Source organism: Alkalihalobacillus sp. TS-13, from assembly GCF_019720915.1.
GTDB lineage: Bacteria > Bacillota > Bacilli > Bacillales > Fictibacillaceae > Pseudalkalibacillus.
This window is the reverse complement of record NZ_JAHKSI010000009.1, coordinates 1-13,567: the sequence shown is the minus strand read 5'-3', so window position 1 is coordinate 13,567 and position 13,567 is coordinate 1. Positions and strand designations below refer to the sequence as shown.

General features: G+C 42.7%; 19 protein-coding genes and 1 rRNA gene. 18 read left to right on the top strand and 2 right to left on the bottom strand.

Going from position 1 to position 13,567, the window contains the following annotated elements:
- Positions 1–52: 52 nt before the first annotated feature.
- From rpmJ to KOL94_RS23765, 15 genes are all read left to right on the top strand, one after another.
- Complete coding sequence (rpmJ, locus tag KOL94_RS23835) at positions 53–166, top strand: 50S ribosomal protein L36 (RefSeq protein WP_003322638.1); 114 nt, start codon at positions 53–55, stop codon at positions 164–166.
- A 19-nt stretch (positions 167–185) separates the two neighbouring features.
- Positions 186–551, top strand: coding sequence for a 30S ribosomal protein S13 (gene rpsM / locus KOL94_RS23830; protein WP_221569167.1), 366 nt, complete (start codon positions 186–188; stop codon positions 549–551).
- An 18-nt stretch (positions 552–569) separates the two neighbouring features.
- Positions 570–965 carry a 30S ribosomal protein S11 gene (gene rpsK, locus KOL94_RS23825; RefSeq protein ID WP_221569166.1) on the top strand — a complete coding sequence of 132 codons (396 nt, stop codon included), beginning with the start codon at positions 570–572 and terminating at the stop codon, positions 963–965.
- Between the two features lie 192 nt (positions 966–1,157).
- Positions 1,158–2,102: a DNA-directed RNA polymerase subunit alpha gene (locus tag KOL94_RS23820; protein ID WP_221569165.1), complete on the top strand. Its 945-nt coding sequence runs from the start codon at positions 1,158–1,160 to the stop codon at positions 2,100–2,102.
- Positions 2,103–2,148: 46 nt separating this feature from the next.
- On the top strand, positions 2,149–2,511 hold the full coding sequence (gene rplQ / locus KOL94_RS23815; RefSeq protein ID WP_221569164.1) for a 50S ribosomal protein L17: 363 nt from the start codon (positions 2,149–2,151) through the stop codon (positions 2,509–2,511).
- Positions 2,512–2,831: 320 nt separating this feature from the next.
- Positions 2,832–2,999, top strand: coding sequence for a hypothetical protein (locus KOL94_RS23810; protein WP_221569163.1), 168 nt, complete (start codon positions 2,832–2,834; stop codon positions 2,997–2,999).
- Between the two features lie 146 nt (positions 3,000–3,145).
- Positions 3,146–3,985 (top strand): energy-coupling factor ABC transporter ATP-binding protein, encoded by an 840-nt coding sequence (locus KOL94_RS23805; RefSeq protein ID WP_221569162.1) that lies wholly within the window; start codon positions 3,146–3,148, stop codon positions 3,983–3,985.
- Positions 3,961–4,827 (top strand): energy-coupling factor ABC transporter ATP-binding protein, encoded by an 867-nt coding sequence (locus tag KOL94_RS23800; protein WP_221569161.1) that lies wholly within the window; start codon positions 3,961–3,963, stop codon positions 4,825–4,827. The genes KOL94_RS23805 and KOL94_RS23800 overlap by 25 nt, the downstream gene beginning before the upstream one ends.
- Positions 4,824–5,621, top strand: coding sequence for an energy-coupling factor transporter transmembrane component T family protein (locus KOL94_RS23795; protein ID WP_221569160.1), 798 nt, complete (start codon positions 4,824–4,826; stop codon positions 5,619–5,621). The genes KOL94_RS23800 and KOL94_RS23795 overlap by 4 nt, the downstream gene beginning before the upstream one ends.
- Positions 5,622–5,633: 12 nt before the next feature.
- A complete protein-coding gene (gene truA / locus KOL94_RS23790) occupies positions 5,634–6,389 on the top strand; it encodes a tRNA pseudouridine(38-40) synthase TruA (RefSeq protein ID WP_221569159.1) in 756 nt (251 codons plus the stop codon).
- Between the two features lie 164 nt (positions 6,390–6,553).
- Positions 6,554–6,988: a 50S ribosomal protein L13 gene (gene rplM / locus KOL94_RS23785; RefSeq protein WP_443144506.1), complete on the top strand. Its 435-nt coding sequence runs from the start codon at positions 6,554–6,556 to the stop codon at positions 6,986–6,988.
- Positions 6,989–7,007: 19 nt separating this feature from the next.
- Positions 7,008–7,400: a 30S ribosomal protein S9 gene (gene rpsI / locus KOL94_RS23780; protein ID WP_221569158.1), complete on the top strand. Its 393-nt coding sequence runs from the start codon at positions 7,008–7,010 to the stop codon at positions 7,398–7,400.
- Between the two features lie 346 nt (positions 7,401–7,746).
- The gene (locus tag KOL94_RS23775) at positions 7,747–8,184 is read left to right on the top strand and encodes a DUF2521 family protein (protein WP_221569157.1); all 438 of its coding nucleotides are present in this window, start codon (positions 7,747–7,749) and stop codon (positions 8,182–8,184) included.
- 67 nt (positions 8,185–8,251) lie between these two features.
- Positions 8,252–8,977: an N-acetylmuramoyl-L-alanine amidase CwlD gene (cwlD, locus tag KOL94_RS23770; protein ID WP_221569156.1), complete on the top strand. Its 726-nt coding sequence runs from the start codon at positions 8,252–8,254 to the stop codon at positions 8,975–8,977.
- Positions 8,978–9,399: 422 nt separating this feature from the next.
- Positions 9,400–10,425, top strand: a complete 1,026-nt coding sequence (locus KOL94_RS23765) for an Mrp/NBP35 family ATP-binding protein (RefSeq protein ID WP_221569221.1) — start codon at positions 9,400–9,402, stop codon at positions 10,423–10,425.
- A 117-nt stretch (positions 10,426–10,542) separates the two neighbouring features.
- On the opposite strand, the gene gerD is transcribed toward KOL94_RS23765, so the two are convergent.
- Positions 10,543–11,166: a spore germination lipoprotein GerD gene (gene gerD / locus KOL94_RS23760; protein ID WP_221569155.1), complete on the bottom strand. Its 624-nt coding sequence runs from the start codon at positions 11,164–11,166 to the stop codon at positions 10,543–10,545.
- Between the two features lie 146 nt (positions 11,167–11,312).
- Here gerD and KOL94_RS23755 point away from each other — a divergent pair, with 146 nt between their 5' ends.
- Positions 11,313–11,894, top strand: coding sequence for a KinB-signaling pathway activation protein (locus tag KOL94_RS23755; RefSeq protein WP_221569154.1), 582 nt, complete (start codon positions 11,313–11,315; stop codon positions 11,892–11,894).
- A gap of 18 nt (positions 11,895–11,912) precedes the next feature.
- Here the strand turns inward: KOL94_RS23755 and pdaB are convergent, their stop codons facing one another.
- Positions 11,913–12,677: a polysaccharide deacetylase family sporulation protein PdaB gene (gene pdaB / locus KOL94_RS23750; protein WP_221569153.1), complete on the bottom strand. Its 765-nt coding sequence runs from the start codon at positions 12,675–12,677 to the stop codon at positions 11,913–11,915.
- 177 nt (positions 12,678–12,854) lie between these two features.
- Here pdaB and KOL94_RS23745 point away from each other — a divergent pair, with 177 nt between their 5' ends.
- Both KOL94_RS23745 and KOL94_RS23740 read left to right on the top strand, forming a co-directional pair.
- A complete protein-coding gene (locus KOL94_RS23745; RefSeq protein ID WP_221569152.1) occupies positions 12,855–13,079 on the top strand; it encodes a hypothetical protein in 225 nt (74 codons plus the stop codon).
- A 372-nt stretch (positions 13,080–13,451) separates the two neighbouring features.
- Positions 13,452–13,567, top strand: a 16S ribosomal RNA gene (locus tag KOL94_RS23740); the annotation flags it as partial.

Below are 13,567 nucleotides of genomic sequence, written 5' to 3'. Positions count from 1 at the left end.
CGAAGTCAGCACAAATTTTGTGCAAGTCCGTGGCATAAGGAGGTATTTAGGAATGAAAGTAAGACCATCAGTCAAACCGATCTGCGAAAAATGTAAAGTAATTCGTCGTAAAGGAACCGTTATGGTAATTTGCGAAAACCCTAAGCATAAACAAAAACAAGGTTAAGAACAGGAGGTGCACATACATGGCACGTATTGCAGGAATTGATATCCCTCGTGACAAACGAGTTGTCATTTCATTAACGTATATTTTCGGTATCGGAAAGTCTACTGCTCAAAAGGTTCTTGCTGAAGCTGGTGTCTCTGAAGAAACACGTGTTAGAGACCTGACTGAAGAAGAATTGAACAAGATTCGTGATATCCTCGACAAACACAAAGTAGAAGGTGACCTTCGTCGTGAAGTTTCCCTTAACATCAAGCGTTTGATCGAGATCGGAAGCTACAGAGGTATCCGTCATCGCCGTGGTCTTCCAGTTCGCGGACAAAAAACGAAAAACAACTCACGTACACGTAAAGGCCCACGTCGTACAGTTGCGAATAAGAAGAAATAGTAAGGGAGGTAAACTCACATGGCTAAACAACGTAAAACAAACACTCGTAAGCGTAAAGTCAAAAAGAATATTGAGAGTGGTATCGCACATATCCGTTCCACTTTCAACAATACGATTGTTACAATTACTGATACGCACGGTAATGCAGTTTCCTGGGCTTCATCAGGCAACCTTGGATTCAAAGGTTCTCGTAAATCCACTCCGTTTGCAGCGCAAATGGCAGCCGAAACAGCTGGGAAAACTGCAATGGAACACGGAATGAAGACTCTTGAAGTTACTGTAAAGGGTCCTGGCGCTGGACGTGAAGCTGCTATCCGTGCACTTCAAGCTGTAGGACTTGAAGTAACAGCAATCCGTGACGTAACACCAGTTCCTCATAATGGATGCCGTCCGCCAAAACGTCGTCGTGTTTAATGCTTGAGGTTCAAAGCCTTAAGTATTACAATTTGGAAACCTGTCTATAATGGTTATGTATGAACTATAATTGAGCAATGCATACTGGTAGGTTATTTATAGGTAATAACCTATAAGGACGCATTATTAGGAATTTCGGTTGGATCGACGGGGTCTGGCCGAGGTTCGACGTTTTGAAGGAGGGTTTGTTGAATGATTGAAATCGAAAAGCCAAGAATTGAAACGGTAGAGCTCAGCGACGATGCAACTTACGGGAAATTTGTTGTTGAACCTCTAGAGCGTGGATACGGGATCACGTTGGGCAACTCCTTACGTCGTATTTTATTGTCTTCTCTTCCGGGAGCTGCGGCTACCTCTGTTCAAATAAACGGGGTATTGCACGAGTTTTCAACGATTGATGGTGTTGTAGAAGATGTGACAACAGTCATTTTAAGCCTTAAAAAGCTTGCGTTGAAAATTTATTCTGAAGAAGAAAAGACCCTTGAAATTGATGTTCAAGGTGAAGGTGTCGTAACAGCTGCAGACATTACACATGATAGTGACGTTGAAGTTCTCAATCCAGATCTTCACATTGCTACATTGAATAAGGATGCGCATCTTCAAATGAAAATCACCGCGGTCCGTGGTAGAGGCTATGTACCAGCGGAAGGAAATAAGTCGGAAGAACAAGCAATTGGAGTCATTCCAATTGACTCGATCTTTACGCCTGTTACTCGCGTGAACTACCAGGTAGAAAACACTCGTATCGGCCAAGTTACAAACTATGACAAACTAACCCTCGATGTCTGGACAGATGGCAGCATCCGACCTGAAGAAGCTGTTTCACTTGGAGCGAAGATCGTTACGGAACACCTTAATATCTTCGTAGGTTTGACCGACCAAGCACAAAAAGCTGAAATCATGGTTGAAAAAGAAGAAGATCAGAAGGAAAAAGTACTCGAGATGACGATCGAAGAACTTGATCTTTCCGTTCGTTCTTACAACTGCTTGAAACGTGCAGGCATCAATACCGTACAAGAGCTCACTCAGAAGTCTGAAGAGGACATGATGAAAGTTCGAAACCTCGGTAAGAAGTCATTGGAAGAAGTCCAGGAGAAGCTTGAAGAACTTGGGCTTGGCTTACGTAATGAAGAATAGCAACGTTACAGATATAAAGAAATAACAAAAGAAGGAGGGACCTCTCATGGCTTATCAAAAGTTAGGTCGTGTATCATCTGCACGCAAAGCTTTACTCCGTGATTTAGCAACAGATCTAATCATCAACGAGCGCATCGAAACTACAGAAGCGAAAGCGAAAGAGCTTCGTTCAGTCGTTGAAAAGATGATTACACTTGGCAAACGTGGTGACCTTCATGCTCGTCGTCAAGCTTCTTCATTCGTACGTAATGAAGTTGCGAACGAAGAGTCTGGAGAAGGAGCAGTACAGAAGCTTTTTTCTGACATCGCTTCTCGCTACGAAGATCGCCAGGGTGGATACACTCGCATTCAGAAGATTGGTCCTCGCCGCGGCGATGGTGCACCAATGGTTATTATTGAGCTTGTTTAATCGACAATAGATTAATGTGCAATAACATCGACGAAAAGGGCGGGACAGAATCTAAAGCAGATACTGATTCTATGCCCTTTTTTTCGTACGTTCAAAATATTTATTAAATAAAGAATGATGTTGATTTCTTCGAAATTCACTCCCTTTCCGCGGGCGAACCGTGAGCCTCCTCACGAACTTTCACAGTCCGTTGCGGTGTCTCAACTGGCTCGCTGTTCCCGCAGGAGTGTCGTGATTTTCGTTTAAAATCAACAAACGAAAGTTAACAAAGCCATCAATAATGGCTGTCTTTGCATGTTAACGGACACAGGAGACCTTATTTGACCAAAACAACAATGTATTACAAAGCTAACGGACACCAGGGACCTTATTTTGCAAGTTTCATCGAAAATCAGCTGCTTTTTTCACAAATAACGGCTGTGGTGTCCGTTAAAAATTCAGAAACACCGATTTTGCCACAAATAACGGCTGTGGTGTCCGTTAACTGAAAGCTTGAGTGCACCTGGCTCATTTTTCCGGCAAGTGTGTCATGAATTTCGCTCAATTAAACTCTACCCAAATCAACATTAGTATTTAACAAAGTCATTTATTAATAAAAATGGGGCAGCCCTGTAGTGTAGAGGAGGGGACGGAAATGAAGGAATTGATCGAAGTAAACGATGTATTATTCCGCTATGAAACCGATGGTCCATATCGATTATCGAATGTGAATTTGACTGTTCCCCAAGGCGAATGGCTATCAATCGTCGGGCATAACGGATCAGGGAAATCAACACTTGCAAAACTTTTGAATGGACTGTTGCTTCCGGATGAAGGGACGGTTATTGTCGGAGGGAAGAGAACTGATAACGAAGAAAACCTGTGGGAAATCAGAAAACAGGTAGGAATGGTTTTTCAAAATCCGGATAACCAGTTTGTCGGGACGTCCGTAAAAGATGATGTCGCATTCGGGCTCGAGAATTATGGTGTACCACGTGAAGAGATGATTGGACGGATTTCTGAGTCGTTGGCACGGGTACAGATGAACGAGTATGAAAATCAGGAACCTCACCAGCTATCAGGAGGACAAAAGCAAAGAGTGGCGATTGCAGGGGTTTTAGCACAAAGACCAGATGTCATCGTCTTGGATGAAGCTACGAGCATGCTTGATCCAAAAGGACGGCAAGAGGTACTAGCGACAATCCGTGAACTGAATAAAGAGGATGGCATCACCGTGTTGTCCATTACCCATGATTTAGAAGAAGCAATTAAAGCAGACCGGATCGTTGTGATGAAGCAAGGGGAAGTGGTGGCATCTGGATCGCCGAAAGACGTTTTTCAAAATACCGAGTTGTTGTTAGATGCTGGACTAGAATTACCTTTTTCATTGAGCATCCAACAAAGGTTGAAGGAAAAAGGGATTGACTTAGCTGCGCCGACTTTAACACAAACAGAATTGGTGGATGCATTATGGAACTATCAACAAAACAGCTAGCACACATCTATAGTAAGGGAACACCGAAGGAACGTCGTGCAGTGTATGATGTTTCAATCGATGTATCGCCCGGAAGCTTTTATGCGATCATCGGTCATACTGGTTCAGGAAAATCAACATTGATCCAACATTTGAACGGACTTTTGAAACCGACTTCGGGTTCTGTTTCGATTGGTGATACGACGATCCGTCCAGATGAAAAAGGAAAAAGGCTCAAGGAAGTCCGGAAGCACGTCGGCATGGTATTCCAGTACCCTGAACATCAACTGTTTGAAGAAACTATCGAGAAAGATATTTGTTTCGGACCTCGCAACTTTGGTGTAAATGAGGTTGAAGCAAAACGTAGGGCAAAAGAATCGCTTGTCACAGTCGGTCTCGGAGAAGAGTACTTGCAACGATCACCTTTTGAGTTGAGCGGTGGTCAAATGCGTCGTGTAGCCATTGCAGGCGTTTTAGCGATGAAGCCTGATGTCCTGATCCTTGATGAACCTACTGCGGGTCTTGATCCAAGCGGACAACGTGAAATGATGGATTTGTTCTTGTCATTGCAACGGGAACACAACATTACAATCATTTTAGTGACACATAGTATGGAGGATACTGCCCGTTACGCTGACAGAATTATGGTCATGTCGGGTGGAACCGTCTATATGGAAGGGACACCTGCAGAAATTTTCAGGCAGGAAGACAAGCTTCAAGCTGTAGGATTGGATATCCCGGAGTCTACACGCTTTCTCAAATCTCTCCAGGAACGTTTCGGAATTTCTATTGAAGCGGGTTATACAGAAGAGGCAGTCGTAGAGATCATTGAGCGGATGATGAAGGCGGGGAATCTCCAATGATGGAAAATGTCATAATCGGTCAGTACATTCCTGGAAATTCACCCATCCATCGAATGGATCCGCGGGCTAAATTGATTGCCGTATTCATCTATGTCATTATTGTCTTTCTCGCAAACAACTGGTCAAGCTATGCTTTTCTCGGTATCTTCACGATTGGGACAGCTTTTTTATCAAGAGTGCCGATCTCCTTTATCATCAAAGGGTTGAAACCGATTCTTTGGATCATCCTATTTACGATGATCTTGCACCTATTCATGACGAAGGAAGGTCCGGTGTTAGTGGATTTCGGTTGGACAGCCATCCACGAAGGTGGTGTCGTTCAAGGGGTATTCATTGCTTTACGGCTCTTATTCCTTATTCTCTTAACATCTTTATTGACCCTTACAACTACACCGATCGATATTACGGATGGAATTGAAAGTCTGCTGGATCCATTGAAAAAAGTGAAGTTTCCTGTTCATGAATTCGCATTGATGATGTCGATTTCCTTGCGCTTCATTCCGACTCTTTTACAAGAGACAGAAAAAATCATGAAGGCACAATCGGCAAGAGGTGCTGAGTTTTCAAGCGGCCCGATCAAAGAACGGATCAAGGCATTCGTTCCACTGCTCGTTCCACTATTCATCAGTGCTTTCAAAAGAGCTGAGGACCTGGCGCTTGCAATGGAAGCTCGAGGTTACAGGGGCGGTGAAGGCAGGACGAAGCTCAGAATATTGAAATGGCAAGGGATTGATACGCTGGCCCTTTTTATGGTGGCTGTATTGATCATCGTATTATTCTTACTAAGATCATAGAGGGTGGCCTTTTTGAAACGGATAAGCGGAATAGTGAGTTATGATGGCACAGATTTTTCTGGATATCAAATCCAACCAGATCAGAGGACGGTCCAAGGGACAATTGAACAGGTTCTCCAACGAATGCATAAAGGAGAGTTTGTCAGAACGACTGCTTCAGGCCGGACTGATGCCGGTGTTCATGGGGTCGGTCAGGTATTTCATTTTGATACAACGCTTCATATCGAACCGTCAGCCTGGAAACGCGCGTTGAATACGCTCCTTCCCGCTGATATCCGTATCCAGTCAATAACCGAAGAGGATCCTGATTTTCATGCTCGTTATGATGTATCAGCAAAAGAATACCATTATCGAATTTTAAGAAAATCTGATGAGGATGTTTTCAAAAGGAACTACACCTATCATTTTCCGTATAAGCTTGACGTATTGAGTATGCGGTCTGCCGCAGAGCTTTTGATTGGAGAGCATGATTTCACATCGTTCTGTTCAGCGAAAACGGAAGTGATGGAGCGGGTTCGTATTATTACGAAGCTGGAGATTGAAGAAGCAGGCGATGAGCTGGTCATAAGCATTGAAGGAAACGGCTTTCTATACAATATGGTGCGGATCATCGTCGGCACATTGTTAGAGGTTGGAACCGGCCAGCGAGAGGCGAGCGATATCCATAGCATACTTGAAAAGAAGGATCGGGATGCTGCTGGAAAAACAGCGCCTGCCCACGGATTGTATCTCTGGAAGGTAAACTATATAAAAAACATTGATGAATAGGCTAAAAAACGGACTGACACACTTGACATCGTTGTCTAATTATTATAAGATATTCTTTGGTATTTCTGAAATCCACTAGCCCCGGATGAGGAAATCGTCGAAATGGAAAAAACGAATCGTATTGACAATAGATTTGTAAGTGAATGAATCAGGAGGGAAATAAATTGCGTACCTATATGGCAAAGCCAAAAGAAATTGATCGTAAATGGTATGTGGTAGACGCTGCAGGTAAAACTCTTGGACGTCTTTCAAGTGAAGTTGCATCTGTTCTTCGCGGTAAGCACAAGCCGACTTACACACCACACGTTGACACTGGTGACCACGTAATTATTTTAAATGCAAGCAAGATCGAATTGACTGGGAAGAAAATGTCTGACAAGCTTTACCACCGTCACACAGGACACCCAGGTGGTCTTAGAACGAGAACGGCACAGGAAATGCGTGACACGCGTCCTGAAAAAATGCTTGAACTTGCAATTAAAGGCATGCTTCCAAAGAACAGCCTTGGTCGTAAGATGGCGAAAAAGCTTCATGTGTATGCTGGGAACGAACATCCACATCAAGCACAAAATCCTGAAAACTACGAACTTCGCGGATAAATAATAAGGAGGGTTTAACTTGGCTCAAGTACAATATTACGGAACCGGCCGTCGTAAGCACTCTGTTGCTCGTGTACGTCTTGTACCTGGTGATGGACGTTTCATCGTAAACGGTCGCGACCTTGACGAATTTTTCGGTCTTGAAACATTGAAAGTTATCGCTAAACAACCATTAGTTTTAACAGAAACAGAAGGAAAGTACGATGTACTTGTAAACGTTGATGGTGGAGGATACACTGGTCAAGCTGGTGCAATCCGTCATGGTGTTGCTCGTGCACTTCTAGAAGTAGATCCAGAATTGCGTGCTACTCTTAAGAGTGCAGGATTCCTTACTCGTGACGCACGTATGAAAGAGCGTAAAAAGTACGGACTCAAAGGCGCTCGTCGTGCACCACAATTCTCAAAGCGTTAATCATATACCGCTTATACAAAGCTCTGGCCACTGTGCCAGAGCTTTTTTATGCTTTTTTGGGTGCCTATTGGAGGGTGCCTGGCACGACAATTTCACCCTTGTGCCCCAACGGTTTTGAGATGGTGCCAGGCACACTTTTGGAGCTTTACTCTCCCAAGGGATCTGAATCGGTGCCAGGTACACTTAGAAAACCCTTGCAAAGCAATAGATCTAAAAGTGTACCTGGCACGGCTTCCTTTTTAGCTTTGCAAAAAGTGGGTGTGGTATACATACTGTCTTTTACCAAAGTTCCCATGGTATGAATCGTTTTTGCGGTCGAACACTAATGGGAAAGGAGGCGAAACCAATGAATGTAATCACCACCTTTAGAGACAGACAATACAAAAAACGAATTACATTTGAACGAAAAGTATTACGTGAACTTTCCTTGAATGGGATCAAAACCGAATTCCAAAGGTTATTCTTCCCGTTTTTACAATATAGTTTATTGTTCCAAGATGAAATCCAGGATACATGCATTGATATAGCAATTGAAGCGTATTTATTAGGGGCTGAATACAGTAAGTTCGGCTACCACGGTGAATCGCTTGACAGCATCAAAGAGCGCAGTGCAGCTTCTGAGAAGCGTTTGTATGACACACTATTCGAATACTGGCAATTCTGGAGCTATACCCCTGATCATGTACTCGAATCCCTTCACATGTGCTGTGACGCTTTCGTCCAGCGATGGTGGAGAGAAGGATACGAAAACGGGCAGCGAAGATATCGCATGCGGCTTCACTAATTTGAAATGGTATATTTCCTCCACTTGTCCCATACATATATACAAGTAGTGGGATGCGGGAGGGAATATGGTGAAGCGGAAAAAATGGCTTATATGGGGTCTGATTGGTTTTTGTGCTGCACTTTTATTATATGTAATCCAACAACAATTACATTCGAACGATTCCTGGTCTACATGGAGTCTTCCGTTAACAGGAAAAATCATCGTACTGGATGCCGGTCATGGGGGAGTCGATGGCGGTGCAGTTGGAAAGGGAAATGTCCAGGAAAAGGATATCGCCTTGGATATTTCGTTAAAGCTCCGTGATTACCTCCAACAAGCCGGAGCGCTTGTAATCATGACTCGGGAAACAGACAAGGATCTGGCAAGTGATGGAACGAAACGAATCCGGAATCGTAAAACGGAAGATTTGTTGAAAAGAACTGAAATTGTAAACACATCTGAGGCTGATATGTTCGTCAGCATACATCTCAATGCCATTCCTTCAACTCGATGGTATGGTGCTCAAGTTTTTTACAATCCTGCTATAGAAGAAAATGAAAAATTAGCGAAACTGATCCAGGAACAAATCCGCTCCAATTTGGAGAACACGACGCGTAAAGCGAAGCCAATCAGTACTGTTTATATGGTCCGTAAAGCTGAAATTCCCGGTTCGCTGGTCGAAGTAGGCTTCTTGTCCAATCCGAATGAGCGGGAGCTGCTAAAATCGAAACTTTATCAGACGAAGCTCGCTGCTTCAATTTACCAGGGGATTTTACGGTATTATGCAAACGAACCTGCTCCAGGTGATTAATGGATCAGGTTTTTCTTTTTAGCAGTGAAGCATGGATCAGCCTGGAGACAGCCATATAAGTAAAATGTTTATGGGAGAAACGGATACCTTTAAAAAGCGCCAGGGAAACCGAGAGCTCTGAAGGAATTAAGAGGCTTTTTTAAAAGACGTTTGCTCCAATGATCTTGTGCTGATTTTCAAACGAAATTTACGCTACTCCTGCGGGGCTACAGACTCCTCGTCGGGTTTCCAGTGACCTACGTAACTAATCGGGTCGCTTCCGCTTTTCGTTTGCCCGCGGAAAGGTAGTGTTGTTCGAAGAAATCAACCACATTTTTTAAAAACTCCCACAAGTACTTGACTCAGCCCTAACGTTTCTAAAAGTGGATTTTTCTGTGTTATACTAAGGGGTGAAAGCGATTAAAAAGGATGGTGTTCGAGATATGATGTCAGAAGAACAAATTTTAGAGCTTCTCAAACCGATACAAGAACCTTTTTTACATAAAAGCATTGTTGATTCAGACAGTGTGAAAGAAATCAAAATAAAAGAAGATTACGTCGGCTTGAAAATTGCAATCGCCCAGGCGAATTCTCCAGAACAAATGCAGCTTCAGCAAGAAATCGTAAATACGTTGAAAGGTGCGGGTGTCGCTTCTGTTGGTCTACGTTTTGAACAACGTGAAGGTGCGGCGGTCCCTCAACAAGAAACGACGAGCGGAGTACAAACAGATACGACTTTCATTGCTATAGCAAGTGGTAAAGGTGGAGTAGGGAAGTCAACAGTTTCCGTGAACCTCGCGACCAGCCTTGCTCGTGAGGGAAAGCGTGTGGGACTAATTGACGCAGATATTTACGGGTTCAGTGTGCCGGACATGATGGGTATTGCAGAGCGTCCAAAAGTCGTCGGTGAGCAAATTTTCCCTGTAGAGCGTTTCGGGGTCAAAGTGATTTCGATGGCATTTTTCGTTGAGGATAATGCACCGGTCATTTGGCGCGGACCTATGCTTGGGAAAATGTTGACGAACTTCTTCAATGATATCGAGTGGGGAGACCTTGATTATATAATCTTGGACTTACCGCCTGGAACGGGGGATGTTGCCTTAGACGTCCATAAGATGCTTCCGCAATGTAAAGAGATCATCGTCACAACACCACATCCTACAGCAGCTTTCGTAGCAGCACGTGCAGGTGCAATGGCGCTGAAAACGGACCACGATATTCTTGGTGTTGTTGAAAATATGGCCTATTTTGAAAGTATGAAGACCGGTGAAAAGGAATATGTCTTCGGGCAAGGTGGAGCAGATAAACTGACTGAAGAATTGAATACCGAAGTCCTGGGTAGAATCCCGCTCGGTCAACCGGAAATGCGCGAAGATGATTTTGCACCATCCGTTTATCTTGAAGACTCGAAAATCGGACAAATTTATAAGCAAATCGCATTGAACGTCATCAAAAAAGTCGAAGGATAAAGAAAACTTGGCAAAGCCAAGCCTTAGCGCTAGCTGAGCCTTAGTTGCCTTTTTATATTGAAGGAAGTATTTATACTTTCTTTAAATGTAACAAAAAGGGCCGGCATCAGCCGGTCCCTATTTTTGGCCTTGACCGCCCTGATCTCCACCAGATTGGCCTCCCTCAGCTTTTCCTTGTTCCTTTAAAGCTCCACCGCTTTTGATTTCTTCTTCCACCGTTTTCTTGATCATTTCAGAAAGCTGAGCTTTCATCAGGGGACTTTCAAACGTCTCCATCATTACTTTCTTTTGCTGCTCCCTAAATTCTTGAGAAGTCATCAAGTCCATAACTTCCTTGGATATTTCAGGGTCCTTCATGATTTCGATGATTTTTTTCCTATATTCCGGATCATCGAGTAATTTTTTCTGTAGCTCCTCATTTTGCTTTTTCATACTTTTGGCAAGAGCTTCAGCTGTTTTCGGATCCTTCATTAATTCTTTCCAAAAATCCTGACCTTTTTTAGAAGTCAGGGTTTCTTCAATCGTCTTTTTTACGAATTTTTGATCCATGACAATTTGTGATTTTATTTTTTCGTCTGTTAAGACTTCTTCTATCGCTTTTTTACCATCATCTGTTTTTAAAAGGTCCACAAGCATTTTCTTTGTTTCCTCATAAGAACCTTTCTCTTCTGCTGCTGCAGGAGTACATCCCTGTATTAATAAACCAAAGGATATGATGAGGACGAACATCCAGTTTTTCATCCTAGACTGCCCCTTTCAGTATTCAATCTTACCTTTAGCGTTCGAGAAACTTGTGACAAATATGCGGACTAAATAAAGGAAACTAGCTTTTTTACAGGTGGATTGGTACAATCGAAACGAGCAAAATTAAAGGGGAATTGTTATCCGTGAATATAAGAAAATGGGTTTATTTATTTTTTACAACATTGTTGATCGGTGGGGTTAGCGCTGTTGCCATCGGGCTACTGCTTCGCTGGGAGGATATCGAAAGTACGGCAAGCTTTTTTGTTATGATCGCCTGGTTACTCGGATTCGGATTCATCTTCAGCATCATCAGCCAAATGGGGTATTTCGCCTATTTGACGATCCATCGATTCGGGTTAGGGATTTTCAAATCAGTGCAGCTATGGAGCTGGGTACAAATATTGATACTTTCGTTCACTGTTTTTGATTTATTTTACTTACGCTACATTGCCTTTAAAGATACAGGATTGACCTTATTCAATTTCATCTTTGTACCAGTTGCTCTGCTGGTGTACGGATTGATCGTTGCCTATATCAAAATGAAGGAAACGAACAAAGCGGCTTTTGTTCCAGCACTTTTCTTCATCGTGGTGGTAACGACCCTCGAATGGATCCCTGTTTTGAAGCAGGGCGATATACTTTGGCTATGGTTGTCCATCGTTCCATTATTAGCTTGTAACACCTGGCAGATTTTAATCTTACATCGTCTCATTAAAAGAAGTTGAGCCAAGAGCCCAACTTCTTTATTTGATTTCCTTCGTTTTACTATCCGTATTTGCAATCAGCTCACCGACAGAAGTGAACGTGTAACCTTCCTTTTTCAGTTCTGAAATGATTTTTTCCAGTGCATCTTTGGTTTGTTTTACTGAGTCGGAGGCATGAAGGAGGACAATGTCACCACCCTTTGCCTGAGATAAAACCGTCTCGGTAATTCGCTCTGCACCTGGATTCTTCCAATCATGGGTGTTAATACTCCATTGTATAATGGTTTGATTCAGTTTCTCTGCGATATCCAAAACCTCTTTATTGAATTGTCCGTTTGGCGGGCGAAGCAACACAGGCTTTTCCCCAGAAACCTCATTAATGATTTGTTGTGCTTTCGACATGTCCCGTTTAATTTGATCTGCCTCAAGTTCCGTATAACTTTTATATCGATATCCAAGACTGCCGATTTCGTGGCCGTTCTTAGTGATCTTTTCAACGATATCAGGATGCCTCTCTGCCCATTCTCCTGAAAGGAAGAATGTCGTGTTCTTCACTTTTTCTTTTTCTAAAAGATCAAGAATTTCATGAATCCGTTTTTCGCCCCAGCTTACATCGAAGGTGAGTGCGATTCTTTTCCCTTTTTCTTCACCCTTATAAATGGCTCTTGGATCTCCGTCCTTTGTTTTGAAAACTTCGAGATCTTGTGCTTCTACAAAAGCAATCAAGGCAGCAAAGAATGAAGCGATGATTATGATCAAATATTGCTTGAACCTTTTACCGTTCACAACCCAAAAGAAGTTCACGTCGTTTACCTCCTATCCTATTCACTCAGTACATATATATGTAAGAGAGGACAAGATAGACCTGTCTTGTCTTTTCGATCCATAGGGCTTCTTCAGTAATCATCTGCTTAGATTTATCTGGAATAGAAATTGGAAAATGAAGGGATAATGATAAAAAATATATGAAGGATTGATACCATGCTTGGATTTGTTCTCAATGAGAAAGAAGTTAAAGAAATGGAATACCTTTTAAAAAAGGAACTTGAGGAATTGTTGCATGATATGGAGGATCATCGTGTTGAAGGAATTATCAAACGTGCTATGGAAGAAAGGTATCAACTTGTCTTTAAGATCCTGCAACGTTTTTCAAATCCAGCCGACTGTGTAAAATATATGCGCCATAAAATTTCGAATCAAAAGTGAAAAAATCTTATTGACAGTTATGCAGGGCTTTGGTAAAGTATTTTTTGTTGCCGCAAAAACGGTGTGAAAAACTATATTAAAAAAGTTGTTGACATTATTTTTTGTGGATGTTATATTAATTAGGTCGCCTCAAAAACGAGGCAGCGAAAAACAGCTCTTTGAAAACTGAACAAAAGCCAAGCGTGAAACGGGGTCTTTTTATAAGAACCTGATCAATTTTTAAGTTTTACATTTAATGAGCAATCAAACGATGCTCAAAAAATTCAGTAGCAAGAAATTCGAGGAAGCAAGGAAGGGGAACACCGGATAGTACCAAGATGTACTTGAGGATGTGAACGACGATGCTGACAACGAAATTCGATGCTAATCAATTTTTTGGAGAGTTTGATCCTGGCTCAGGACGAACGCTGGCGGCGTGCCTAATACATGCAAGTCGAGCGGACCAACGAGGAGCTTGCTCCTCAGAGGTCAGCGGCGGACGGGTGAGT

Excerpts from the sequence above, each read along its gene's own strand:
- rpsM (WP_221569167.1), top strand. The coding sequence starts at position 186 with ATGGCACGTATTGCAGGAATTGATATCCCTCGTGACAAACGAGTTGTC.
- rplQ (WP_221569164.1), top strand. The coding sequence starts at position 2,149 with ATGGCTTATCAAAAGTTAGGTCGTGTATCATCTGCACGCAAAGCTTTA.
- gerD (WP_221569155.1), bottom strand. The coding sequence starts at position 11,166 with ATGAAAAACTGGATGTTCGTCCTCATCATATCCTTTGGTTTATTAATA.
- KOL94_RS23795 (WP_221569160.1), top strand. The coding sequence starts at position 4,824 with ATGATGGAAAATGTCATAATCGGTCAGTACATTCCTGGAAATTCACCC.
- KOL94_RS23745 (WP_221569152.1), top strand. The coding sequence starts at position 12,855 with ATGCTTGGATTTGTTCTCAATGAGAAAGAAGTTAAAGAAATGGAATAC.
- cwlD (WP_221569156.1), top strand. The coding sequence starts at position 8,252 with ATGGTGAAGCGGAAAAAATGGCTTATATGGGGTCTGATTGGTTTTTGT.
- KOL94_RS23805 (WP_221569162.1), top strand. The coding sequence starts at position 3,146 with ATGAAGGAATTGATCGAAGTAAACGATGTATTATTCCGCTATGAAACC.
- KOL94_RS23800 (WP_221569161.1), top strand. The coding sequence starts at position 3,961 with ATGGAACTATCAACAAAACAGCTAGCACACATCTATAGTAAGGGAACA.
- KOL94_RS23765 (WP_221569221.1), top strand. The coding sequence starts at position 9,400 with ATGATGTCAGAAGAACAAATTTTAGAGCTTCTCAAACCGATACAAGAA.
- rpsK (WP_221569166.1), top strand. The coding sequence starts at position 570 with ATGGCTAAACAACGTAAAACAAACACTCGTAAGCGTAAAGTCAAAAAG.
- KOL94_RS23775 (WP_221569157.1), top strand. The coding sequence starts at position 7,747 with ATGAATGTAATCACCACCTTTAGAGACAGACAATACAAAAAACGAATT.
- rpmJ (WP_003322638.1), top strand. The coding sequence starts at position 53 with ATGAAAGTAAGACCATCAGTCAAACCGATCTGCGAAAAATGTAAAGTA.
- KOL94_RS23820 (WP_221569165.1), top strand. The coding sequence starts at position 1,158 with ATGATTGAAATCGAAAAGCCAAGAATTGAAACGGTAGAGCTCAGCGAC.